Raw genomic sequence first — 24,287 nt, 5'->3', positions numbered from 1 at the left:
CGAAGAATCGCCGGGCGATTGGCCGGCCATATGCTTGGCTGCAATCGACGCTCACGATGTGTCCGTTGCCGCACATGCTCGGCGTCGGCGGCGAGGGCGGCGACCGGTGGCTGGGCGGCTTCCTGCGCGGGATGCTGGCGCCGCTGCGGTCGATCGGGTCCAAGCAGAAGCTGCGGGGCTGATGCCGGGTGCGAACCAGGCGGACCTCGTGACGCTGACGGGGCTCAGCGAGGCCGGGAAGGTCGTGCCGGTGGTCGACAGAGCGTTTCCGCTGGGTGAGGCGGCGGAGGCGGTGCGGTACATGGAGCAGGGGCGGGCGCGGGGGACGGTGGTGGTGCGAGTGTTGCCGGGGTGAGGGCGATGTCGCGCCCCCGTTACGATAGGAGACGCAATCATGTACGGCACGATCATGCGCGGATCCGTCCGCCCGGAAGACCGAGCGGCGCTGGTGGCCGCGATCGAAGCGGGCGAGAGCGTGCCGGTGCCGGGATTCCTCGGCTCGCGCCTGCTGATCCCGGACGAGCGGGCGGACGAGGTGTGGTTGGCGGTGTTCTTCACGGACAAGGAAGCGTACGTGCGGAACGCGGAGGATCCGGGGCAGCATGCGCGGTATGTGGCGATGCGGAAGTGGATGACGGGGGATCCGGAGTGGGTGGATGGGGGGTGGGTGGGGTTGGGGCCGGAGGGGGGTGAGGGGGCGGCGGTCATTGGCTGATGATCAGGTCGGGGGCTGGTGATAAGATCATCGACGTGACGTCGGTTGCTCACGCTGTCGCCAACCGGGCCGCAATGTGGAAGGTCATCGAGATGCCTGATCAGACGCTGCCAACCGCACCGCTCGATTTGGACGACCCGAACGATGAGTCGATCGTCAGGGTCAGGGTGAGCCAAGAGCTCGAAGAGGCCGCCAAGTTCGCACGATCACTGCGTGCGGAGGACTTCAAGAGCGGCGACTGGTTCGTGCAGTTGACCCGGAAGCTTGTCCTTACCTACGACCAGAATGCCAGGGCGTCCTATTTTCTGCACAAGTATCGGGGCCTTCCACCAGACGACATCGCAGACGCGCGCGTTCGGACTGGCGTGCGGTATGCCACCATCACGGGTGGCTTGACGGGCGTAAGCGTTACAGCGAATCAGCTTCTGGCAATACCGAGCGCGGGTACGTCTCTTGTCATCATGGCGGGGGCCATCGGGGCCGAGATGATCTGCCTGAGCAGCATCCAGATGCGGCTCGTGCTCGACTTGGCGACGATCTACGGCCAAGCGTTCGACGCGGACGATCCGGAGGACATTCTCACGGTCTTCAACTATGCACTTGGTGCTGCACCGGTTGGAGCGGCAGGAAAGGTGATCCAGAAGGCGGCGGTACATGGGTCGCGGACGGCCGTGAAGAAGGTGGTGAGCAAGGGCACGCTCAAGTCGGTTCAGGATCTCGGTCGTCTCGTGGGGATCAAGATCCTGCAGCGTTCGATCATCAAGTATGCGGCGCCGGTCGCATCGGCAGCGGTAGGGAGCGGGTACAACTACATCACGACGAAGAGTCTCGGCGCTGTTGCCAAGGCGCACATGCGCAATCGGGGGCGAGCGTCAGGCGAGCTGCGTACGATGCTCAGCACCGGTGCGGCAGCGGCTGGACTGGCCTTGCCCGCGGCGATGATGGTCATGGCCAAGGCCGATGGCGTGCTACAGGGAGCGGAGAAGGAGCTTTATCGCGCGCTCCTGGCCAACGTCGATCAGGGTGACGAGGCCGCGCTCGAGTTCGAGCGGCTGATGCGCGATCGTACTGCACTGCTGAGTGCCCTGGCGACGGCGGATTCGCCGGACATGCGATCCGGCATTGTGGAAGCGCTCGGACTGATGGCTGCCTATGACGGCGACCTGTCGCAGGCTGAGACGGAGTTTCTGACGGAGGTCGCGGCGCACCTCGGTGTCGAAATCGACTTCGAGGCGCTGGCGAAGCAGGCCGATACGTATCGCGTTGCGTCCGATGGCGAGGGCGCCATGGCGCGTGCGCGCGGTGCGGTCGAGCAGGCGGCGCGGTCGGGGAGTGACGTGGCGGCGGCAGTCGGTGGGCGGATGCGGGAGGGGGCAACGAAGGCGGGGGCGGCGGCTTGGGCGGTTGCGCGAGGCGTTCGGCGGCGCAAGGAGTCGTCGGAGATGCCTGACGGATCACCGCTGGACGTCGAGGGCGTGGACCTGGGCCTGACGACGGACGAGATCGTCGCGTTGATGCAAGAGGGTCGGAGGCCGACGTGATTTCCCTGATGCACCGACGGGCGTTGACCACCCTATGACCCTCGCCGAACTGAAGTCCCACCTCTGGAATTGCGCCGAGATCCTCCGCGGCAGCGCCGTCGACCGCACGGATTGGAAGGCGTACATCCTGCCGCTGCTGTTCTTCAAGCGGCTCAGCGATGTCTGGGACGAGGAGACGGCCGAGGCGGTGGCGGACTTCGGCGACGCTGATCCCGTCGACTATCCCGAGGTCCACCGCTTCGTCATGCCGCCCGGCTGCCACTGGGACGACGTCCGCGCGACGCCGGCGAACGTCGGCGCTGCGTTGTCGCACGCGATGCGGGAGATCGAGCGGGCGAATCCGGAGACGCTGTACCGGGTGTTCGGGGCGGCGGACTGGGGCAATCGGGAGATGTTGACCGACGAGATCCTCAAGGACCTGATCGAGGGGCTGTCGGCGGTGGCGCTGGGGAACGCGGCGGTGGGGACGGATGTGTTGGGGACGCGTACGAGTATCTGATCGGGAAGTTCGCGGACATCACGAAGCGGAAGAAGGCGGGGGAGTTCTACACGCCGCGGAGTGTGGTGCGGATGATGGTGGACATTCTGGACCCGCAGGCGGGGGAGAGCATCTACGATCCGGCGTGCGGGACGGGCGGCATGCTGCTCGGGGCGATCGAGCACGTGCAGCGGGCGGGTGGAGATCCGCGGACGTTCTTCGGGAAGATCTACGGGCAGGAGAAAAACCTGACGACGGCGTCCATTGCCCGGATGAACCTGGTGTTGCATGGGATCGAGGATTTCCAGATCATCCGCGAGGACACGCTGCGCAGTCCGGCGTTCACGGACTCGGCGCGGGGGTGGCTGGCGACGTTCGATTGCGTGATCGCGAATCCGCCGTTTTCGTTGAAGGAGTGGGGGCGCGAGGTCTGGGAGAACGATCCGTGGGGGCGGGTCCAATTCGGGCTGCCGCCGGAGAGCTACGGCGACTATGCCTGGGTGCAGCACATGGTGCACTCCATGGCGGTCGGCACGGGGCGGATGGCGGTGGTGTTGCCGCAGGGCGCGCTGTTCCGCAAGGATGCGGAGGGGCGGATTCGGCAGAAGCTGCTGGAGAACGACCTGGTGGAGGCGGTGATCGGGCTGGCGCCGAACATCTTCTACGGTACGGGGCTGGCGCCGGCGGTGGTCGTGTTGCGACGCAATAAGCCGGCGGTGCGGAAGGGGCGGGTGCTGATCGTCGATGCATCGAGCCTGTTTCGGAAGGGGCGGGCGCAGAACTACCTGGAGTTGGAGCACGCGCAGCAGATCGCGGCGTGGGTGCGGGCGTTCGAGGATGTGCCGGATCGGGCGAAGGTGGTGTCGCTGGATGAGATCAAGCAAGAGGACTGGACGCTGAACATCAGCCGCTACGTGCTGCCGCCGATCGGCGAGGACATTCCGCCATTGGCCGATGCGGTGGCGGCGTTCAAGGCGGCGCTGGCCGAGTGCCGCGCGGCCGAGGACCGGCTGCGCGAGGTGTTGACCGAGGGGGGCTGGCTGGCATGAGCAAGGCGCCGGAACACATGAGCCAGCAGGCGCTCGAGGCCTACCTGTGGGGCGCCGCCAAGTTGCTGCGGGGCCTGATCGACGCGGGCGACTACAAGCAGTACGTGTTCCCGCTGCTGTTCTTCAAGCGGCTATCCGACGTATGGGACGAGGAGTACGCGACGGCGTTGGCCGAGACGGACGGCGACGCGGCGTACGCCCGCTCGACGGCCGACGACCGCTTCCGCATCCCCGACGGCGCCCACTGGTCCGACGTGCGCGACGCTTCGCGCGATGTCGGCCGGGCGCTGCTCACAGCGTTCCGGGCGATCGAGGCGGCGAACCCGGAGCGGCTGGCGGGGGTGTTCGGGAACGCGTCGTGGACGGACAAGGCGCAGCTGCCGGACGAGACGTTGAAGAACCTGATCGAGCACTTCTCGCAGCACACGCTGAGCTTGGCCGAAGTGCCCGAGGATGAGCTGGGCAACGGCTACGAGTACCTGATCAAGCAGTTCGCGGACGACAGCGGCCACACGGCGCAGGAGTTCTACACGAACCGGACGCTGGTCCACCTGATGGTTCAGATGCTCGAACCGCAGGCGGGCGAGACGATTTACGATCCGACGGTGGGCACGGGCGGGATGCTGATCTCGGCACTGGCCGAGGTGAAGCGGCGAGGCGGCGATGCGCGGACACTCGGGCTGTACGGGCAGGAGCTGATCCACATCACGGCTGCCATCGCGCGGATGAACCTGGTGCTGCACGGGGTCGAGGACTTCGAGGTCGTCGCCGGCAACACGCTGAGCAACCCGGCGTTCATCCAAGGCGATCGGCTGCGGACGTTCGACGTGGTGCTGGCAAACCCACCGTACTCCATCAAGAAGTGGAACCGCGACGCCTGGCTGACGGACCCATGGGGCCGCAACTTCCTGGGCACGCCGCCCCAGGGCCGGGCGGACTACGCGTTCTTCCAGCACATCCTGAATCCGCATGGCGTGCTGTTCCGCAACGAAGAGGCGGAGATGCGGCGTAAGCTGGTGGAGTCAGACCTGCTGGAGTGCGTGCTCGGGCTGGGGCCGAACTTGTTCTACAACTCGCCGATGGAGGCGTGTGTGGTGATCTGCCGGACGCGGAAGCCGGTGGAGCGGCGGGGGAAGGTGTTGTTCATTGACGCGGTGCGGGAGGTTGGGCGGGAGCGGGCGGTGAGCTTTCTGCGGCCGGAGCATCAGGCGCGGATTGTGGCGGCGTATCAGGCGTTCGTGAGTGTTACTGGGTTCGCAAGAGTCGCGGCAGTAGACGTCGTATTGCAGCAGGGCGGCAATCTGTCGATCTCGAATTACGTCACGCAAGTCGAAAGTGGCGCACCGAGCCGGGGCGATGGAGCGATGAGGACGGCATGGATTGAGTTCGATGTGGGCGGGCGGGAGTTCTGGCTTCACATGGACTTGTTGGTCGACATGCTCGATAGTATTGTGGCCGACGAGGCAGCGAATGGTTGACCCGACGCACCGGAACGAATGGGCGCGCGTTGCGTTTGGTGACGTTGTTCGACAAGTCAAGGAACGCGTGGAGCCGGTAGCGTCCGGCCTCGATCGCTTCGTAGCCGGCGAACACATCGATACCGATGACCTGCGGATTCGGCGCTGGGGAAACATAGGTGACAGCTATCTCGGACCTGCGTTTCACATGCGATTCAAGCCTGGGCAAGTTCTGTATGGATCGCGGAGGACGTATCTACGAAAGGTCGCTGTCGCCGCATTCGACGGAATTACTGCAAACACGACGTTCGTAATTGAATCGAAGCACCCGCAGTTGCTTCTACCGGAGCTGTTGCCATTCATTATGCAGACCGAGGCATTCCACGAGCACTCGAAACAGCAATCGAAAGGCTCCGTCAATCCCTATGTCAATTTTTCGGACCTGACGTGGTACGAGTTCCTGCCCACCACCCGACGAGCAGCGGCAGATCGCGCAGGCACTCGCTGTCGGAGCCGAATGGCAGAGGCAATGCGTCGCTTGCTTGAGGTTGCACGAGAAGCGCGGTCGTCATTCTGTCGCCAATTGATCATCAGCCGAACACACGCGGAACGCACAACCGTTGGCGAGGTCGCCAAGTTTACAAGCGGAGCGCAAATTAGAGTTGGCGGATTGTCGCAAGTGCCAACAAACGACGCACTTGTACCAGTCTACGGAGGGAATGGTCTCGCTGGATATACGACCGTCCCGCTCCCCAAACTGCATGCAGCCCACTGTCGTCATCGGTCGTGTCGGTCAATTCTGCGGCGTAACCCTACTCACAGACGGACCGGCGTGGGTTACCGATAACGCGCTCTTCCCGCAGTACCTAAGATCTCCCACCGACATGCGTTTCCTGGCTGCATGTCTAGAGGGCGCCAACCTGAACCGCGGCAAGCTCGGGGAATACCTGCCGCTCATAACACAAGGCGTAGTACACGACGTAGAGATACCGAAGATGTCAACTAGTGACCAGGAGAGATTAGGTGTGCAGTATCAACAGATCTCCGAAGAGGTCAACTCTGTGACGAACAGGATATCGGAAGGAAGGGCGGTATGGAAGAGGACTTTGAATGCCCTGTTGGCGGGTAGTGACTGATATGAACTTCAACGAATCCAACACCGTAGAAGCCTTCATCCGCGACCGCCTAACCGGCTCCATCAGCCACCACACCGCCGTCGGCCCCGGCCTAGCCCGCCGCCTCGGACAAGTGTCCGGCCTCGGCTGGCACTACCTCTCGCCGCAGAACCTGCCGCGCCTGCCCCATGAGATCCTCGTCGAACCGCACCTGCGCGAGGCGCTCATCCGCCTCAACCCCGGCATCGCCGCCCAGCCCGACCGCGCTGACGACGTCCTCTACAAACTCCGCGCCATCATCATGGGCGTCCGCACGGACGGGCTCGTCAAGGCGAACGAGGAGTTCGCGGCCTGGCTCACGGGGGAGCGGTCGATGCCGTTCGGGAAGGACGGGGAGCACGTCACCGTTCGGCTGATCGACTTCGACGACATCGAGCAGAACCAGTACGTCGTCACCAACCAGTTCACCGTCCGCGCGGGGGCCACCGAGAAGCGCGCCGACCTTGTGCTGCTCGTCAACGGCTTCCCGCTGGTCGTCATCGAAGCCAAGACGCCGGTGCGGTCGAGCCAGAGTTGGTTCGATGGGGCCATCCAGGTGAACGAGGACTACGAGCACAACGTGCCGGAGCTGTTCGTCCCGAACGTCTTCTCGGTGGCCACCGAGGGCAAGGAGTACCGCTACGGGTCGATCGGGCTGCCGATCGAGAACTGGGGGCCGTGGCGGGTCGAGGCGGACACCGGTACGCCGGCCATCCAGCAGGTGGACAAGGCCGTCAGCTCGATGCTCCGCCCCTTGGTCCTCCTCGACCTCCTGGCGAACTTCACCGCCTTCGCCACGGACAAGAAGAAGCGCCGCATCAAGGTCGTCGCCCGCTACCAGCAGTACGAGGGAACGAACAAGATCGTCGAGCGCGTCGTCGCCGGGCATCCCAAGAAGGGCCTCATCTGGCACTTCCAGGGCTCCGGCAAATCGCTCCTCATGCTCTTCGCCGCCCGCAAGTTGCGCCTGCACCCGGCGCTCAAGAACCCCACCGTCATCATCGTCGTCGACCGCATCGACCTCGACGCCCAGATCTCGAGCACCTTCTACGCCGCCGACACCCCCAACCTGGTCAAGGCCGACAGCCGCGCCGAGCTGCAGCGGCTCCTCGGGCAGGACGTCCGCAAGATCATCATCACGACCATCTTCAAGTTCGGCGAAGCCGGCGGCGTCCTGAACGATCGTCCCAACATCATCGCCCTCGTCGACGAAGCCCACCGCACCCAGGAGGGCGACCTCGGCCGCAAGATGCGCGAGGCCCTCCCCAACGCCTTCCTCTTCGGCCTCACCGGCACCCCCATCAACCGCGCCGACCTCAACACCTTCACCGCCTTCGGCGCCGAGGAGGACAGCGGCGGCTACCTCAGCCGCTACGGCATCGAGGAGTCCATCCGCGACGGCGCCACCATGCCGCTCCACTTCGAGCCGCGCCTGCTCGAACTGCACATCGACAAGCCCGCCATCGACCAAGCCTTCGCCGAACTCACCGGCGGCCTCACCGACCTCGACCGCGATCAACTGGCCGAGACCGCCGCCCGCATGGCCGTCCTCGTCAAGTCACCCGAACGCGTACAACGCGTCTGCGCCGACATCGTCCAGCACTACCAGGACAAGGTCGCACCCAAAGGCTTCGGCGCCCAGATCGTCGTCCTGGACCGAGAAAGCTGCCTGCTCTACAAGAACGCCCTCGACCAGATCCTCCCTCCCGAAACCTCCGACATCGTCATGACCGTCGCCGGCAACGAGAGTCAGTACGCCCCCTACCGCCGCGACCGCGAGTCGGAAGAGAAGCTCCTCGACCGCTTCCGCGACCCCGCCGACCCCCTCAAGATCCTCATCGTCACCGCCAAACTCCTGACCGGATTCGACGCGCCGATCCTCCAGGCGATGTACCTGGACAAGCCACTGCGGGACCACACCCTGCTTCAAGCAATCTGCCGCGCGAACCGCCCCTACGGCGAGGAGAAGACCCACGGCTTGATCGTGGACTACCTCGGCATCTTCGACGACGTTCAAACCCTCCAATGGCACCGGCCGCCTGCTCTGGCACGCCTTCGGCCCCAAGACGATCGAACTCATCCACGCCAACATCCACGTCGACGCCATCCGCGACGACTTGGAAACGCTCGTCCTGGATGCTGAGCTCCTCGAAGCCGTGATGCGCGCCCCCGACCCGGAACGGAAGGCCAAGGAAATCGAGATCAAGGTGTCCCGCCGCCTGCGGAAGCACATGGACGACCCGCGCTTCAAGGACCTCGGCGAACGGTTGGAGGATCTGAAGGAGCGCCACCAACAAGGACTCCTCCTCAGCATCGAGTTCCTGAAGGCCCTCCTCGACCTCACCCACGACGTCCTCGCGGTCGAGCAGGCCGTCGAGGAGACGCCGCGCGACGAAGACCTCGGCGTCGCCGCGCTCACCGCACTGTTCCAGGAGGTCCGCAACGAGCAGACGCCCGTCATCATCGAGCGCTTCGTCGCCGACATCGACGAGATCGTGCGGCACGTGCGGTTCGCGGGGTGGCAGAGCACGCATGCGGGGAGAGGGAGGTGAAGTTGGCGTTGCGGAGGACGTTGTTCAAGTACAGGCTGCACCAGGATCAGGGGTTGTTTGACAGGGCGTATGGGTACATTAAGATGTACTACTGATTGATCCTTGGACCCGACATGTCATTGGATCCAAAGTCCGGACGCCCCACAGCCACAGCCGACACGGTCCGAGGCAACCTCACGGAAGGCGGCAGTTGGCCGTTCCGCCCAGTAGGCTGAGAGAAGCACTCGCGGTCGGCCATCCCACTCATGGGAGCCATACATGGAACCCAATCGACATTGGGAAGTAGTCGAAGCCGAATACATGGAGTTGCGGGAAGCGCCGGAGTACAAGCGCTTTGGCTCCTTTCTCGATACTGTCGAGTCTCTGATCGGCGCGGGCCGCAACACCCCCGACAGTGAAACTCTGCTTCCATGCGCCACTGAAATACTCAAGGGCATCCGCCACATACAGCAGAAGACCAGTCAGGGTGACGACGTAATGGCGGCCGTCGACGAAGTCACAGGTGGCTTCGTGCAGCCGAACGTCGAGGTGAACGGCACTCTCAACCAGGCAAGCCGCGATATCATTAACAGCTTTGTCATCAATCTATTCGACAGCAGGCGCGGAGAATTGGAGAGTAGTTCTCCTAGCCCGGCCATATTGGTACCGGTCATCCTTGTGGTAATGACAGACACTGAGGCAATCGATCTCTGTTCGGGCACAGCTTTCGACGTCTTCGGACAACCCGAACCTCTTCGCGGTGACTTCCAGCCGCTAGTCCAATTGATTTGCGATAATGGCCTGACTGATTGGGCGGACCGCTACCGAGGTACGCCTGAGGAATGGCAGCCGTACAATGCCCAACCCGGAGAGACCATCGCCGACTTGATCGCGTCTGCGCTCGAGCTGATATACCAGAACGGCACCTACGATCGGCCACTTCGCGCAGATTTCAAGGACATCCGCCTCCTAAATGCGGACAATAACCGCCCCATGCTCAAGGCTCTACGAGAGCGCGGTTGTGTCGTCATCATTGACTGCATCTCGATCCGGCACTCAAGACCGCTCAGCGCCTACCATCAGTCAATGCTCGACGCCTACCCGACCACCTCGATCGTGCGCATCGCTCCGCTGGCCTCGGCTTTCAACTTGGTGCGCAATATGAAGATCGCGCTCGAGTGGAGCCTTTCAGATATGGAATTCGACCGTCGCCGGTTAGATCCACACGACGAATATACCTGCGTGGACATGAGCGAAACAACCGAGTTCCCCAAGTGGTTCATCAGTCAAGTCAAAAAGATCCTCCCCACTACTACCACTTCACCTACGGGCATTCTTCGCGAGATGAAGATATGATCTTCACCTTCTACTCGTTCAAGGGCGGTGTCGGGCGGTCCATGGCGTTGGCCAACGCAGCTGAGGTGCTATATCAACGCGGGTTGAAGGTACTTCTGGTTGACTTCGATTTGGAGGCACCAGGTCTTGAGCGCTTCTTCGAAGTGCCAGATGCCGCGACGACGCATGCCGAGGTACTGGCCGCGCGCGGCCTAATCGACATGCTGCTGTCCTATAAAGAACTGCGTGGCTTGGTCAGTTCGAGCACGCACCTGGAAGACGTGGAGACAGGCCCGGACAGCGGCAGCACGGCCTTCGCCTATCCCGTCGAACCGATGGACAACTTCATCGTCGACCTCTATGGCCCAAACGCCACTGGTGGGCAACTGCGCCTCATACCTGCTGGGCGGCGAGCAGGCGACGAGTACACGCGCTATGCCGAGAAGGTGCGCAGTTTCGACTGGGACGACTTCTATCTGAACTGGGAGGGCGAACAATTCTTCGAGTGGTTCCGTGCCGAGACGACTAAGTACGATGTCGTGCTGATCGACAGCCGGACCGGTATCGCTGAGATGACAGGAGTGTGTACCCATCATCTGGCCGATGTCGTACTGATGTTCGCGGCCACTAGCCGGCAGAACGTGGATGGATGCGTGCGCGTCGCACAGAGCCTGAGCAAGAAGGAACTGGTCGAACGCGGTCGCAGGGGGCGACCTATGTCGCTGATAATGATACCCAGCCGTGTTGAGCCGGGCGAAGGCGACAAGCTCGACGAGTTCGCGGCGCTGTTCGAGCACGAACTCGCGCCGTTCAATTCTGAGGCACTGCAGTTCGAAAATGGCCCGTTCATCAGTCTGCGGATTCCATATGTACCTTTCTTTGCCTACAGTGAAGATGTAGCGTGCCGACCACCCGAAAAGCCGAAGGCGGCCGAACTTGTGGCGGCGTACCACCGCATCACCACGGCGATGGTCCAACTCGCGCCTTCTGACAGTACGCTCTGTCGGAAATACTATGCCTCACAGAGTCGGGGCCACGTGGTGCGACCCGACGCACCGCCATTACCGGTGGCACCACACTTCGTAGGGCGTGAGTGGCTCTTCGATACGGTGGAAGAGTGGCTGGCCGACGATACCGATCGTACTCTGTTGATCCTCGGCGGACCGGGAAGCGGCAAGACGGCTGTGGCGGCGCGCCTCGTCCAGATGAGCAACGGCGACGTGCCGGTTGATAAGAAGTATCGATTCCTTAGGCCAGGCTGGCTGGCATACGCGCACTTCTGCTCCGCATCCGATCTAACAAGCCTCGACACCCGGCGCTTTGTCGCGGAATTGTCGAAGGCACTCGCCGAGCGAGATCAGTCCTTCTCCGCTGCGCTTTTCGACACTCTCGCGGACGGTCATTCTACGGTTCGAGTAGACTTTCGGGAGCCGATTGGAATTCGGAGAGGCAGCATGCAGGTCAGGGACATCGACATCGGCGCCGAATCGGCTCGCGCAGCATTTCACGCGCTGGTGGTGAAGCCGCTGCGCACACTACGTTCCGACTCCATAGATCCGGTCGTGATCCTGGTCGACGGCCTGGATCAGACACGGCCGGACGACGGACGTGATAGCATTGCCATGCTGCTCACGGACGTCACCCGGAACGAGCGCGAACTATTGCATAATTTGCGATTCCTATTCACTAGTCGCCCGCAGGTCGAACTGGCTACCCTGACTGCAACGAGGATTGATCTAGGCGCCGACAAGCCATTTGTGTCCTTCGACGTTCAGCGCATGGTGCAGGCACACTTGGCCACCATGCCTCTTCATCTGCGCGATCCTGCAACACATGCCATCACGGTAGCAGCTCAAGGCAACATGTTTTTCGCTGAGGCTGCGGCCGTCGCCTTGCTCGCAGACCCCACGCGATGGGAGGATCCTATCAAGGATGTGCCTGTGCCTCATGCGATAGCGGAGGTATACCGACAGGCAATCCAGCGCGTTTTGCAGGGGGACGCAAGAGCATGGGGCGACCGACACCGCGACTTCCTGGGTTTTGCAGTGGCCCATGCGCCACTTTACGTCGAACAGGTGGCCGGGATATTGCGGCTGCGCCCATCTGAAGCGGGAGATTTGGCGCGCACTTGGGCCGCCTATCTACGCAGCGCAACCAGTGCACTCTCGCTGTTTCACGCCTCGTTTCGAGACTTCCTGTTAAGCGACGTCAGCTTTCGAGTCTATGAGGCAGAAATGCATGGGTTGGTGGGAACATATTTCTGCGGAGAGTACGCTGGCGATTGGCGAACGTGTGACGATGACTACGCAATACGCTACACGCCGATTCATCTTTGCTGACGCCATCCGACACACGACCGATCGTTCGAGCAAGGAGTTGCTCGGCCATCAGTTGAGCGCGCTGGCTAGTGACTACGACTACTTGGAAGGGCGCACGCGTCGCTTCCCACCTTCTGAGCTTGTAGAGGCGCTTGAAGTGGCTGTGGCGAATGCAAAGCCAAACTCGGAACTCAAAGAGGCCCTGGACGCGGTATGTCTGATCAACGTTTTGCCCCGACGGCTACTGGCCTTTCATCGCAGTCCTGTGGTATTTTTGGCAGTTTCTAATGACGACAAGTATATCATTTCGGCAGATGAAGAGGATTATTTTCATATTCTCGAACGCGCAACGAGCCACACCATGGCCAGCGTCCACACCGCGTTGCGCGGTACGATAGTCACCGTTGCGATGACAGACGATGGGCCGATCTATGTTTGGAAAGCAAATGCCACACTTACCGTTGTATATGCATCTGGTCGACGAGAAAAGCGCATGATCATGGATCACAGCCGGGCCATAGTGTCTGCCGCCATCTCGCCAGATGGGCATATGATAGTATTGGCGGCGCTCGACGGCGAAGTAAGCGTTTGGGAGTGGAAGAGTGATGACAAGCCGCGCCGTCTGATAGGAAACGTACAACATGTCGTCGCCCTATCGGTGATGCCCAGCGGGAAGTCGCTTCTCATTGGCAGTGATCGCGGGGTGTCCTTGTGGGACCTGGCGAGCGGCCGAGAGTTGGTCGAGTTCTACGGGTTATCGAGTTCGGTGGTGGCGTTGGCAGCGACACGCGACGGCAACGCAGTCATTGCGACAGATGGCAACCGCATCCTGAAGTGGGAACTCGGCAGTCCAGACCCCGTTCTCTCCATACAAACTACCGACATCGTACGCGCCTTGGCTGTTTCATCGAAAGGACACGTGATCATCGCAGGCGGCATGGACGGCATAAGTGTGTGGGATCTGGAAAGCGGCAGTCAGTTGCCAAAGCCGGAACCACAAGTTGGACCAGTGAGTTCACTCGCGCCGACGTCAGATGGCGCAGAAATCGTGGTCGGTGGCCTGCACGGCGAGGTTTGGCTCCCTCCCGCGCGCGTAGTGACGCACGGCGAGAATTGGACCCGGAGCACTCGGCGAGGCTCATTCTGGATGCTGCGCTTGGAGCTGGCAACAAGGGGCTTGTCGCGGCAGCGCTAGCGCGACTCGCGCAGTTGGAGCGACCGCCGTCGGCAGACGGCACACAGTCTCCAGACGACACAATGCGTGGGAACGTGGCGCAGACATAGACCCATCGCGTAGGGTGACTTGAATACGAAGCCTCGTCATGCGCGCCAAACACACTCCAGCGGAGGCAAAGTACGAATGAATTGCTAATTGCACTATCGCAAGATGTGCGCTCTTGGGGCGAGTTCGCGCAAACGTTCGCAACACATTGCATCGCGCCAAAGAGTGGACCGAACTCGTGACCTTCCACAGAGTCCGCACCCACCGTCCGACATTCGCGACGCCGCCCATTGGCGACGGAGCTGGTCGAGTGTTGGTGTTGCCAGAGAGCTGCCATGCGAACGGCGTATGGTTGGCGCAGTCGCCGGACTACAAATTGACGCCACCACTGGCGACCGTTGAGACGAGCGCGCTTATGACTGAGGAGAGTGGCCATGCGCGGGTCGAGTGGTTGCGAGTGGACGGGACGTCGTCTGCCGTCATGCCGAATTGCGCAATCACTTTGGCGCTAGTTGAGACCATGCATGGCCCTCGTCGTGGGTACGAAAGGATGAAAGTATGCGTTGGCCTGGCAAATTGATCTGCAGCCGAGAATTAGCGTTACGACGAACCAGGAACCCATACAATCCGAGTATCGACTTGGCGTATACCGACGAATTCGTACCGGCACTCAGCGAGGGTGGAGATGTGCAGACGAAGACGTTACCACTCGCCGACGAGGTAGAAACGTCACTCGAGTCCGGCGCGCTCGCGTCCGGCGCGCTCGCGCCAACGACATCTGGCGCGCCGTACATCCGTCGGGAAAAGCTACAGGTTGGTGGCGGATTCGTCCAGAACGTGATTGTTAACGGCGACGTCCACCAGGCCAATCGAGACATCATCAATGTGCAGCCGGCTCACCACACGTCAGGGCATGGTTCGTCGGACAGTCTACGTGTTGTCATCATCATTCACGGCATCCGAACACATGCCGAATGGATACCGAGACTCAGGTCTGGACTCGAGGACGATGGCGCAGAGGCCATTGAGGCGAAGTACGGATTTCTTAGCATTGTTCGGTTCTTGACCCCTTTCCTTCGAGGGGATGCTGTTCGTGTCGTCGAAATGCGCATCAATGAGGTAAGCAACCGTGACCCGCGCCCTCAGATCGATATCATCGCTCACAGCTTCGGCACATACATCATTGCCAAGATCCTTCAGCGGAATCCTTCTCTGCGCGTTCATCGGATCATTCTCTGTGGCAGCATACTGCCTCAGCGATACGGTTGGCCTCAAGAATTCGTACAGACACCTCGACGGATTGTCAATGATTGCGGTTGGCGGGACCCATGGCCGATCGCAGCCACTGCCGTCACGTGGGGATTCGGACCTTCCGGTGCGTTCGGACTGTTTCAAACAACAGCCGTTGAGAATCGGCATCATCCTTTGTCTCACAGCCAGTTCTTCAGTGACGAGTTCACAGCAAAGTACTGGCGACCATTCCTGACATCAGGACGCATCGAGCCGGGGCCGAGTGATCGCCCCACTACGCCGTGGACTTGGTCCGTATTGACCATAGTCCAACTGAAGTATGTCGTCTTACTGCTTGTTGGCTGGGAGATATACAAAGCATTCAGCCCATAGAATAGTACTGTCCTTGGCCGTTGCACGGACTATGACGTCGCGGGCAAGCGATTGGCACACAAGGTGCTGCGTATTGTCGCCAAAGACGGTGGTGGGGATGATCATACAACTGAGGCAACCACCCGCCGGCTGCGATGCCGATCACGTACGGCGCGCTATCGCACACTGTGAATCCCAGACTGAAGTCATGTCAAGAACGGCCGCCCGTTGTTCTACGGACTTGTAGCTCCGTTGCTGACAGTCCTTGGATGACGAGTTGGCCAACTCCCGAGCTGCGCGATCCCCAGGCAATGTCCACGCCGCACCGCCACCGCCGCCCCAGCTTCCGCCCCATCCGACGCCTCGATCGTCAGCATGAACCCGTCTCCCGGGCCCTCGATCCCTCGCACCTCGCCCCCCACCCACTCCGGCCGCGGCCGCCCCGCTCCGTCCCCTGGACGCCGGTGGGTCATGTGGAAACCGCTGCGCCGGTTCCATTCGCGTGTGGAGTGGGTCAAGGCCTAAGCGCTGGCGCCGGTCAGAACTAGCGGGTTGCGAACGCTCACGCGCTGGGATGCGCCCAGAACTGGCGCACCAAGCGGGTGAAGGCGGTCGGTGCTTCGAGCGGCAGGAGGTAGGCGGCGTCGTCCACGACGGCGCTGGATCCTTGGGGCAGTCGGGCGGCCGCGGCCTGCGCCTGCTCGGGCGACCAGTCAGGGTGCGCGGAGCCGGTGAGGAACAGGGTGGGCGCGTGCACCGAGCCCAGCAGGGGGGTGAGATCCTCGCGCCTCAGCGAGATGGACACGACCGCGTTGGCCATACGTGCCCGGTCGGACCCCGTGAAGCACTCCCGCACCAGACCGGTGGCGACTGCGTCGTGGGCTCGGGTCGACTCCGACAGCAGCGCCTCGACGACCGAGGTGGTGAGAAAGCCGACCGGTCCGACGAGCCGGTAGAGCGGCAGCAGTCCCAGTTGCATCTGCAGCCGCTCCGGCAGCTTGTAGGACTGGACGGGCGTGCCCGCGGTGATAAGGGTGCGGACGAGCTCAGGTCGTCGCGCCGCCAGGACGAGCCCGACGTGGCCTCCCCACGCGTTGCCGACCCAGTCGACCGGGTCGGTGACGGCGCAGGCGTGGAGCACGGCGGCGGCGGCTTCGGCGCACTCCTCCATGGTGTAGCGGCGGCCGGGGTCGCCGCTGGCGCCGTGTCCCGGGCCGGTGATGATGACCAGCCGCCTGTCCTGGGCGAGGTCGGGCACAACCCGGTCCCAGGGCCGCTCGTCGACGAACAGGCTGTGCCACAGCACCGCGGTCGCCCGGTCCGGCGCGTCACCCTCGACGCGAACCTTGAGGCGGCCGACGGCGGTCTCGATCATGCGTTCGGACATCCCGGCGTCCTCCTCGGCTGGCAGGTCCAGGGCAATGGTCAGTCGCAACCATGTGGAATGAACGCGTCGTGCATTCATCATGAGCGGGTGTCAATGGCTCCCCGAGCGTACTGGATGCAGGGGCGTGCCGAAGTCACCGACGTCTCGCTGGCCGACGCGGAACTGCCGCTGGGCGGCGTGATGATCGCTGCCGCGCTGGCCGATGCCGAGCTGCCGCTGGGCGGCGTGACGGTCCCGTTGTAGGAAGTTTCGGGCGGGTGCGTTCGGAATCTTGTGTAACCAGCGGGCATCCGGTCAGAGGGGTAGGCGGTCATCGAAGCGGATGGCGAGCTGATTGAGGACGAGGGGCCAGCCTTGGATGGCTCCGGTCCAGCGTTTGGAGATGTTCATGTGGGCCAAGTAGAGGAGCTTCCTGGCGGCATCGGCGGTCGGGAAGGAGCCCTTGGTCTTGATCACCTTTCGCAGTTGGCGATTGTAGGCCTCGATGCGATTGGTCGTGTAGATGAGTCTGCGGATCTCGGCTGGGAAGTCGAAGAACGTGGCCAGGTCCTCCCAGTGGGTGAGCCAGGAGCGCACGGCAGCAGGGTAGCGCTTGCCCCAGACCTCTTCGAGGCGTAGGAGCTGGCGCTCTGCTTCGTCCCGCGTTGGAGCTCGGTAGACCGTCTTGAGATCGGCGATGAAGGCTTTGTAGTCCTTCCAGGTGACGTAGCGGAGGCTGGCCCGAATCTGGTGGATCACGCAACGCTGAAGGCGGACCTTTGGGAAGATGGCCCGGATGGCCTCATCGAAGCCGGCCAGACCATCGACGCAGGCGATGAGGATGTCCTCGACGCCCCGGCTCTGGAGGTCGGTGATGACCGACAGCCAGAAGTTGGCACCCTCGGCGCCGTCGCTGACCCAATGGCCCAGGACGTCGCGATGGCCTTCGGTGTCGATCGCAAAGACGATGTAGACGACGACGGTCTCGACCCGGTTGTTCTCACGCCGCAGCTTGATATGCAGGCCATCGAGGAAGACGATGGGGTAGACCGCGGCCAGCGGCCGGGTCTGCCACGCACTCACCAGCGGCATGATCTTGTCGGTGACGGCACTGATGGTGGTTGGGGCGACGTCGATGCCGTAGAGCTCCTCAAGCACGTCCTGGATGTCCCGCACCGATTGGCCGCGGGCGTAGAGCGCCAGGATCTTCTCCTCGATCTCGTTGGTCTGCCGCTGGTAGGGTCCGATGATCTGCGGCTCGAAGGAGCCGTTGCGGTCGCGGGGCACGGCAATGGTCTGCTCGCCGCCCTCGGTCTTGAGCGTGCGTCGATAGCGCCCGTTGCGGCTGTTGCCGGAGTTCCGGCCCACGACCTCGTGTGCTTCGTAGCCCAGATGAGCGGTGATCTCGCCTTCGAGCATTTCCTCGATCGTTTTGGCGAACAGCCGGGCGAAGATCCCGTCCTTGCCATAGAAGTCGTTGACCGACTTGGCCGTTGCCAACTCGGCCATCACGCGTTCCGCCGATGGCATCGACACACCCGGCCGCCCGGCCGTCGCCTCCACGACGGCCTCGGCCAGCCGCGCGGCTCGGGCCTGCGCCACGCTCTCGCGTCGGGTCTTTTCACTCACGAAGGGAGTCCTTTCTTGTGCCGCTTGCGCGGCCGGCTCACGGTTCGAGCCACCCTGACCCCGGTCGTTGCTGGACCTCCAGCCTACACCAGAGTCCGGGCGGTGGGGAACCGGGCCGGGGCGCATGAGCGCCCCGGCCCGGTTCCCCATCGTCCGGAGACCGTTCTCCCTCCGACCTTACGTCACCTTCCGGTTACACAACTTTCCGGACGCCCTCTTTCGGGCGCGCCGGAACGCGCCCGAGCTGCTCCTTCAGTCGCTCGCGATCCACTGGAGTGCTACCGCTCCTGTGCTACTCTGTGCGGAGGCTTCCAGCCGTCCCCTCGGCCTAGACACGGTGATAGTCCATGGCGATCCCATCCCCCCTCCTCCCCTACTCCCCCGCCGACTACCTGGCCCTCGAGCGCTCCGCCGAATCCAAGAGCGAGTACATCGACGGCGTCATCGTCGCCATGGCCGGCGCCAGCCACGAGCACAGCCTGATCGCCGCCAACCTGATTGGCGAGTTGCGCACGGCCCTCCGGCGCCAACCATGCGAAGTGCATGGCAGCGACCTCAGGGTGAGCGTGCCCGCAGGCGCGCTCTACACGTACCCGGACGTGACCGTTGTCTGCGGCGAGCCGGCGTTCGAGGACAACGCTGCCGACACGCTGACGAACCCCACGGTCATCATTGAGGTGCTGTCGCCGGCAACCGAAGCCTACGATCGGGGAGAGAAGTTCGCCCGCTATCGCACGTTGCCCTCGCTTCGGACCTACATCCTGGTGTCCCAGGACCGTCGCCGCGTGGAGTGGTACACGCGCGGCGAGTCGGGATGGCTGCTCCACGAGGCAAGCGGACCCGACGGCTCCGTCGAGTTGACCGCACTCGGATGCACGCTGGCGCTCGCCGAAGTCTATGCCAAGTTGAAGTTCACACCGGAGCAGCAGCTCGACGAATGACCATAGCCTACGACCGTCGCCGGTGCCGCAAGTCGCGCGAACCGTCAGCGGCCGTACACGTCGATCCGCAGCAGGCCGATCGGGCCAGGCCCACCCCCCGCCAACGCATCGCTCCGCAGCGCCGCACCACCCGGCACATCGCCGCCCCACAACGCCACCGCCGCCCCACCGGCCGCCTCGATCGTCAGCTCGAACCCGTCCCCATCCGCAACTCCCTCGTCCCCAACCCCCTCGCCCCCAACCCCCTCGCTCCCCCGCTCGCCCCCCCCCACGTCCACGCCCACCCACACCGGCCGCGCCCGCCCTCCCCGTACCACGGCCGCGCCCGCGTGACATCCACCGGCAGCATCGCGCTCCCAACTGCGCGACCATTGCTGTTCGTGACGATGAGCCGCACCGTCCCCGCCGCCTGCACCACCATCGGCAGCTCGATCCGCCGCAGCCCATCCAGCTGCGCCACCGCAGCCTGCACCGCCGGCTTGCCCTCGGTGACCGTCGCCACGACGCGCCACCCGGCGGGGAGATGGCGCACGATCGTCACCCCTGGGTCCGGCGCCACATCGCGATAGGCGCGCGGCAAGACGACCGCCAGCGCCGCCGCGTGCGTCGCGAGGCCGACGGCGAGCGCGGTGGCGCCCAGCCCGGCGCGCCATCGTCCGCCCGGCAGCGCCGCCCAGCCCGCCGTGAGCAGCAGCGCCGTGGCCGGCAGCGCCGGCAACAACAAGCGGCCCTGCGGCTGCGGATCGGCCAGCGCGCTCACGCCGAACGCGGCCACGGCCGTGGCCATGATCGTCGCCGCGGCCAGCAAGCCGGCGCGTTGGCGATGCGCCGCGAGCGGCAGGCATGCCGCGGCCAGGACGGCGACGAGGACGACCGGGTCGAGCAGCACCGGCGGGACGTCGACGTTGGCCCAGCCGAAGCGCGCCCAGAAGCTCGTGAGCGTATCGGCCGCGAACGCCGGCGGCAGCGCCACGGCAGAGCGAGCGCTGCGGACGAGCACCTGGGCAGCAAGAGAGCGCAGCGCGGTCGGCGCGGCGAGAGCAAGGAAGGCGAGAGCGGTGATCGTTCCGGCGATGGCACCTACAGCAACTGCGAGGCCGGACGCACGCCGTCGCCCGAGACGGACGGAGGCGATCATCGCCGCGGCAACCCCCGCGGGCACCAGCACCGCCGCGTTCAACTTCGTTCCGACGGCCACGGCAGCCCCGAGGAACGCGGCGCTTGCCGCGAAGCGCGCGGATCGCCCCGCCTGCCCAGCACGCGAAGGCGCGACAACCGCTCGCACGAACGCGTACAGCAGCAGCGCCCCCGCAACCGTCGCAAGTCCATCGTTGCTGATCGTGTGGCCCGTGAAGACGAACTGCGGCCACACGGCCGTGAGCACTGCCGGAGCCGCCGCCGCGCTGCCTCGCCAGCCCGCAACCCTTGCCGCGGCGAACGTCAACGGCACCGCCAGCACCGCCAACAACGCGCCCCACGTCCGAAGGAACGCGACGCGCCCGACGAGCGGGTCGCCCGGCGGATGGCTGAGCGCCGCCGCCGCGAACGGGTAGCGCGGGTTCGCCTCGCCCAGCGGCAGCGCGTCGATGCCGGCCAGCCGGATGCCCAGGGCGTACCAGCCGTAGGCCAGCGGCGGGTGATGGTGTTCGTACGTCTCGTCGGCCGTCGGCAGGCGGCCGTCCGCCAGCGCCACCGCGTACGCCGCATGCCACGGTTCGTCCGGCGCCTCCCAGGGCGGGACGGTGCGGGCGTACGCGGCGCCGAGGAGCAGGAAGGCGAGGATCGCGGCGGCGATGGGGAGGCGGCGGGTGAGGGTGTGGGGCATGCGGGGATTGTACGGCCTAAGGCCCTCACCCCCCTGCCCCCTCTCCCGTGCTGACGCACGGGAGAGGGGGTGTCGGTGACCAAAGCACAGCGCCAAGATCCAACGTCCCTCTCCTGTGCGTCCGCACGGGAGAGGGACCGCCTGCGCCCGTTCAGGGCGCAGGCAGGGTGAGGGCCAACAGGCCGTCGCCCACCCCCCCCTTGCCCCCCTCCACCCGCGTGGTATCATCGCCCCCATGCTACCCCCCGCCGTGCTCGACAAACCGACCAGCGCCATCGCGCGGGTCGGGCGGACGATGCTGGCGCGCGGGATGACGGACGTCGCAGGCGGCAACATCAGCGTGCGGGACGGCGACGACATCTACATGACGCCGCGCTACGCCGGTCACCACTGGCATTGGGATATCGCGCCCGGCGACGTCCTCCGGTTCGACCTCGCCGGCAAGCGCATCGATGGCTACAACGAGCCGTCGCGCGACCTGCACGTGCACTTGGCGGCCTACGCGGCTGCGCCCGAGGCCGGCGCGGTCGTCCACGCCCACGCCCCCCACGCCCTCGCGTTCGCCGCGGCCGGCCGGGCGATCCCGCCCGTGACGCTGGCCGCCGAAATGCTCGGCCGCATCGAGGTCGCCGCCGTCCACGGCGACGACCCGATCGACGAAGTCGAGGCGGTTCGCGCTTTCGCCGCCCTCGCCCGCGCGCGCATCGCCGCGTTCGCCGCCGCCATCCTCATCCCACGGCACGGCATCGTCGTCATCGGCCGCGACCTGGCGCATGCGTACGACGGCCTCGAGCGGGCGGAGGCGTGCGCCCGCGCCGTGCTGCTCGGGCGGCTGTTGGATCGTCACGACGACGGCGCGCCGACCGTCGCCACGGACCGCGCCTCTTCTATCGGCACCATCGACCTTCTCTCGGCCGCGCCGTCCCCGGTGAACGGGTCGGCGTCCGCCGCTGTATAACCCGTTGACCCCAACTGTCCGAGGAGGAACTGCATGACCACACCCTTGCGCTCATCCATTGCGGCCGCAGCCGCGCTGCTGCTGGCCGTCAGCGTCGGCGCCTGCGGCGACACCGCCGAGCCGGGCGCCGACTCCGGCCAGCCGGCCGGCGAGGCAACGGCCGCCGTCACCGAGACGACGGACGCCGGCGGCGCGAACGCGTCCAAAGTGCCGGCGGACACGCTCGTGCACGTCAGCATCGGCGAGCCGGAGAGCCTCGACCCGGCCTGGACGTACGAGACGACGGGCTCGATGTTCGAGATGAACCTCTATGACAGCCTCGTCTTCTACAACCGCGAGAAGTACGACGAGTTCATCCCGGTCCTCGCCACGGAATGGCAGACATCCGAGGACGGCCTGACCTACACCTTCAACATCCGCGACGGCGTCACCTTCCACGCCGGCGGCACGCTCGAGCCGCACGACATCGCCTACAGCTTGCAGCGGGCGATGCTCCAGGACCGCGTCGACGGGCCGATGGCGCTCTACCTCGAGCCCGTCCTCGGCACGAGCTCGCTCATGGGCGAGGCCCTCGAGCGCGCGAACGTCACCAAGGAGGGCGCGACGCTGGCCGACGTGCCGGCCGACGTGTCCATCGCGCTCTGCGAGGAGATCATGGCCGCCGTCACCGCCGACGACGCCGCCAAGACCGTGACGATCAAGCTGAAGACCGCCACGCCGTGGTTCATGCAGCTCCTCGCCCAGCCGTGGGGCGGGGCGATGGACCAGGAGTGGATGGTCGAGCAGGGCGACTGGGACGGGAAGTGCAAGAACGACGCCGGCGAGGCCAGCTGGACGGCGTGGAACGGTCCCGACGCCCAGGAGTCGAAGCTCTTCGAGCAGGCGAACGGCACCGGTCCCTACAAGCTCGAGAGCTGGAAGCACGGCCAGGAGATCGTCCTGGTGGCCAACGAGTCCTACTGGCGCACGGAGCCCATGTGGGAGGGCGGCCCGTCGGGTCCGCCGGCCCTCAAGCGCGTCGTGTTCCAGAAGGTGGATGAGTGGCCGACGCGCCTGGCCAAGCTCCAGGCCGGCGAGGCGGACATCGTCGACGTGCCGCGCGACCAGGTGACGGCCGTCGAGCCGATGGTCGGCGTGACGTACAACGGCGGCGACGCGATGGCGCCCTCCACGCCCGGCGCGGCCGACGGCATCCTGCAGGTGTTCGTCGGCTACCCGCTGGCGTCCATGACGGCGGCGATGTTCACGTTCGACATCGCCAAGGACAGCCCGTTCATCGGCTCCGGGCAGCTCGGTGACGGCATCCCGCCGGACTTCTTCACGGACCTCGATGTCCGCCAGGGCTTCAACTACTGCTTCGACTGGGAGACGATGATCCGCGACGGGCTGCAGGGCGAGGCCGTGCAGGCACGCGGGCCGATCATCGCGGGCCTCGCGGGCTTCAGCGACACCTCGCCCGTCTACATGCTCGACCCCGAGAAGTGCGGCGAGCACCTGGCCAAGGCCTGGGGCGGCCAGGTCGGCGAGAAGGGCTTCAAGATGACGCTGGCCTACAACGAGGGCAACGAGTCGCGCCGCACGGCGGCCGAGATCCTGGCGGCCAATATCGCCACCGTCAGCGACAAGTACGTCATCGAGGTCCAGTCGCTGGAGTGGGCCACGTTCCTCGAGGCGCGCCGCCTCGAGCAGCTGCCGATCTCGATCTCGGGCTGGTCGGCCGACTACATGGACGCCTCCAACTGGGTCCACCCGTTCATGCACAGCGCCGGTGCCTACGGCCGCGCGCAGAGCTTCCCGGAGGACATGCAGGCCGGCTTTGACGCGCTGATCGACCAGGGCCTCAGCGAGGCGGACCCGGTCAAGCGCGCCGACATCTATAGCCAGCTCCAGCAGCAGGCGTACGACAACGCGATCGACATCTTCCTCTTCCAGGCCACCGGCCGCCACTACCAACGCAAGGAGCTGAAGGGCTGGTTCGCCAACCCGCTGATCCCCGAGGAGTACTACTACGGGCTGTCCAAGCAGCCGTAGGGTCCGGTTGATCGAGGCGTGAGCCCCGGGCAGCGCAGCCGTCGTTCGCCGCTTGCAGCGCGACGGCTGCGCTGCCTTCCGGGACCGCATTGCCGCCCCGACCCCCGCGACGCCGGGCGACGTCCGTTCGCCCGT

At 64.7% G+C, this 24,287-nt stretch carries 14 protein-coding genes and 3 pseudogenes; 14 read left to right on the top strand and 3 right to left on the bottom strand.

Annotated features, from left to right (window positions below; translation table 11 throughout):
* Window positions 1–56 precede the first annotated feature (56 nt).
* The 10 genes and pseudogenes from IPG72_06365 to IPG72_06320 all read left to right on the top strand — a co-directional run bounded on the left by IPG72_06365 (window position 57) and on the right by IPG72_06320 (window position 15,423).
* Window positions 57–355, top strand: a pseudogene (locus IPG72_06365) (zinc-binding dehydrogenase).
* Between the two features lie 39 nt (window positions 356–394).
* Window positions 395–715, top strand: a complete 321-nt coding sequence (locus tag IPG72_06360; GenBank protein MBK6768619.1) for an antibiotic biosynthesis monooxygenase — start codon at window positions 395–397, stop codon at window positions 713–715.
* A gap of 35 nt (window positions 716–750) precedes the next feature.
* Window positions 751–2,256: a TerB family tellurite resistance protein gene (locus tag IPG72_06355; GenBank protein MBK6768618.1), complete on the top strand. Its 1,506-nt coding sequence runs from the start codon at window positions 751–753 to the stop codon at window positions 2,254–2,256.
* A gap of 34 nt (window positions 2,257–2,290) precedes the next feature.
* Window positions 2,291–3,783, top strand: a pseudogene (locus tag IPG72_06350) (SAM-dependent DNA methyltransferase).
* Entirely contained in the window at window positions 3,780–5,261 is a 1,482-nt protein-coding gene (locus tag IPG72_06345; GenBank protein MBK6768617.1) for an SAM-dependent DNA methyltransferase, read from the top strand. Before IPG72_06350 ends, IPG72_06345 begins: the two are co-directional and overlap by 4 nt.
* Window positions 5,262–6,377: 1,116 nt before the next feature.
* Window positions 6,378–9,041 (top strand): annotated as a pseudogene (locus IPG72_06340) (HsdR family type I site-specific deoxyribonuclease).
* 163 nt (window positions 9,042–9,204) lie between these two features.
* The gene (locus tag IPG72_06335; protein ID MBK6768616.1) at window positions 9,205–10,281 is read left to right on the top strand and encodes a hypothetical protein; all 1,077 of its coding nucleotides are present in this window, start codon (window positions 9,205–9,207) and stop codon (window positions 10,279–10,281) included.
* The gene (locus tag IPG72_06330) at window positions 10,278–12,599 is read left to right on the top strand and encodes a hypothetical protein (protein MBK6768615.1); all 2,322 of its coding nucleotides are present in this window, start codon (window positions 10,278–10,280) and stop codon (window positions 12,597–12,599) included. The genes IPG72_06335 and IPG72_06330 overlap by 4 nt, the downstream gene beginning before the upstream one ends.
* On the top strand, window positions 12,559–13,773 hold the full coding sequence (locus IPG72_06325) for a hypothetical protein (GenBank protein MBK6768614.1): 1,215 nt from the start codon (window positions 12,559–12,561) through the stop codon (window positions 13,771–13,773). The genes IPG72_06330 and IPG72_06325 overlap by 41 nt, the downstream gene beginning before the upstream one ends.
* 666 nt (window positions 13,774–14,439) lie before the next feature.
* Window positions 14,440–15,423, top strand: a complete 984-nt coding sequence (locus IPG72_06320) for a hypothetical protein (protein ID MBK6768613.1) — start codon at window positions 14,440–14,442, stop codon at window positions 15,421–15,423.
* 541 nt (window positions 15,424–15,964) lie between these two features.
* On the opposite strand, the gene IPG72_06315 is transcribed toward IPG72_06320, so the two are convergent.
* Window positions 15,965–16,777 carry an alpha/beta fold hydrolase gene (locus tag IPG72_06315; protein MBK6768612.1) on the bottom strand — a complete coding sequence of 271 codons (813 nt, stop codon included), beginning with the start codon at window positions 16,775–16,777 and terminating at the stop codon, window positions 15,965–15,967.
* Between the two features lie 105 nt (window positions 16,778–16,882).
* On the opposite strand from IPG72_06315, the gene IPG72_06310 reads away from it, so the two are divergent.
* Window positions 16,883–17,032, top strand: a complete 150-nt coding sequence (locus tag IPG72_06310) for a hypothetical protein (protein ID MBK6768611.1) — start codon at window positions 16,883–16,885, stop codon at window positions 17,030–17,032.
* A 51-nt stretch (window positions 17,033–17,083) separates the two neighbouring features.
* On the opposite strand, the gene IPG72_06305 is transcribed toward IPG72_06310, so the two are convergent.
* Window positions 17,084–18,298, bottom strand: coding sequence for an IS256 family transposase (locus tag IPG72_06305; protein ID MBK6768610.1), 1,215 nt, complete (start codon window positions 18,296–18,298; stop codon window positions 17,084–17,086).
* A gap of 446 nt (window positions 18,299–18,744) precedes the next feature.
* On the opposite strand from IPG72_06305, the gene IPG72_06300 reads away from it, so the two are divergent.
* Window positions 18,745–19,338 (top strand): Uma2 family endonuclease, encoded by a 594-nt coding sequence (locus tag IPG72_06300; protein MBK6768609.1) that lies wholly within the window; start codon window positions 18,745–18,747, stop codon window positions 19,336–19,338.
* A gap of 184 nt (window positions 19,339–19,522) precedes the next feature.
* Here IPG72_06300 and IPG72_06295 read toward each other — a convergent pair whose 3' ends face one another.
* Window positions 19,523–21,163 carry a phospholipid carrier-dependent glycosyltransferase gene (locus IPG72_06295; GenBank protein ID MBK6768608.1) on the bottom strand — a complete coding sequence of 547 codons (1,641 nt, stop codon included), beginning with the start codon at window positions 21,161–21,163 and terminating at the stop codon, window positions 19,523–19,525.
* Window positions 21,164–21,398: 235 nt separating this feature from the next.
* On the opposite strand from IPG72_06295, the gene IPG72_06290 reads away from it, so the two are divergent.
* Both IPG72_06290 and IPG72_06285 read left to right on the top strand, forming a co-directional pair.
* The gene (locus IPG72_06290) at window positions 21,399–22,121 is read left to right on the top strand and encodes a class II aldolase/adducin family protein (GenBank protein MBK6768607.1); all 723 of its coding nucleotides are present in this window, start codon (window positions 21,399–21,401) and stop codon (window positions 22,119–22,121) included.
* A gap of 33 nt (window positions 22,122–22,154) precedes the next feature.
* Window positions 22,155–24,152 (top strand): ABC transporter substrate-binding protein, encoded by a 1,998-nt coding sequence (locus IPG72_06285; protein MBK6768606.1) that lies wholly within the window; start codon window positions 22,155–22,157, stop codon window positions 24,150–24,152.
* Window positions 24,153–24,287: the final 135 nt, after the last annotated feature.

The sequence above is a fragment of the Candidatus Avedoeria danica genome (genome assembly GCA_016703025.1).
GTDB lineage: Bacteria > Chloroflexota > Anaerolineae > Epilineales > Epilineaceae > Avedoeria > Avedoeria danica.
The sequence above is the reverse complement of the archived record's forward strand: the minus strand, read 5'-3'. Positions and strand labels throughout refer to the sequence as shown.

Bases quoted from the DNA above. Each gene is read 5' to 3' on its own strand.
- IPG72_06360 (MBK6768619.1), top strand. From the start codon at position 395: ATGTACGGCACGATCATGCGCGGATCCGTCCGCCCGGAAGACCGAGCG.
- IPG72_06345 (MBK6768617.1), top strand. From the start codon at position 3,780: ATGAGCAAGGCGCCGGAACACATGAGCCAGCAGGCGCTCGAGGCCTAC.
- IPG72_06335 (MBK6768616.1), top strand. From the start codon at position 9,205: ATGGAACCCAATCGACATTGGGAAGTAGTCGAAGCCGAATACATGGAG.
- IPG72_06330 (MBK6768615.1), top strand. From the start codon at position 10,278: ATGATCTTCACCTTCTACTCGTTCAAGGGCGGTGTCGGGCGGTCCATG.
- IPG72_06325 (MBK6768614.1), top strand. From the start codon at position 12,559: ATGACTACGCAATACGCTACACGCCGATTCATCTTTGCTGACGCCATC.
- IPG72_06315 (MBK6768612.1), bottom strand. From the start codon at position 16,777: ATGATCGAGACCGCCGTCGGCCGCCTCAAGGTTCGCGTCGAGGGTGAC.
- IPG72_06310 (MBK6768611.1), top strand. From the start codon at position 16,883: ATGGCTCCCCGAGCGTACTGGATGCAGGGGCGTGCCGAAGTCACCGAC.
- IPG72_06305 (MBK6768610.1), bottom strand. From the start codon at position 18,298: ATGCCATCGGCGGAACGCGTGATGGCCGAGTTGGCAACGGCCAAGTCG.
- IPG72_06300 (MBK6768609.1), top strand. From the start codon at position 18,745: ATGGCGATCCCATCCCCCCTCCTCCCCTACTCCCCCGCCGACTACCTG.
- IPG72_06295 (MBK6768608.1), bottom strand. From the start codon at position 21,163: ATGCCCCACACCCTCACCCGCCGCCTCCCCATCGCCGCCGCGATCCTC.
- IPG72_06290 (MBK6768607.1), top strand. From the start codon at position 21,399: ATGCTACCCCCCGCCGTGCTCGACAAACCGACCAGCGCCATCGCGCGG.
- IPG72_06285 (MBK6768606.1), top strand. From the start codon at position 22,155: ATGACCACACCCTTGCGCTCATCCATTGCGGCCGCAGCCGCGCTGCTG.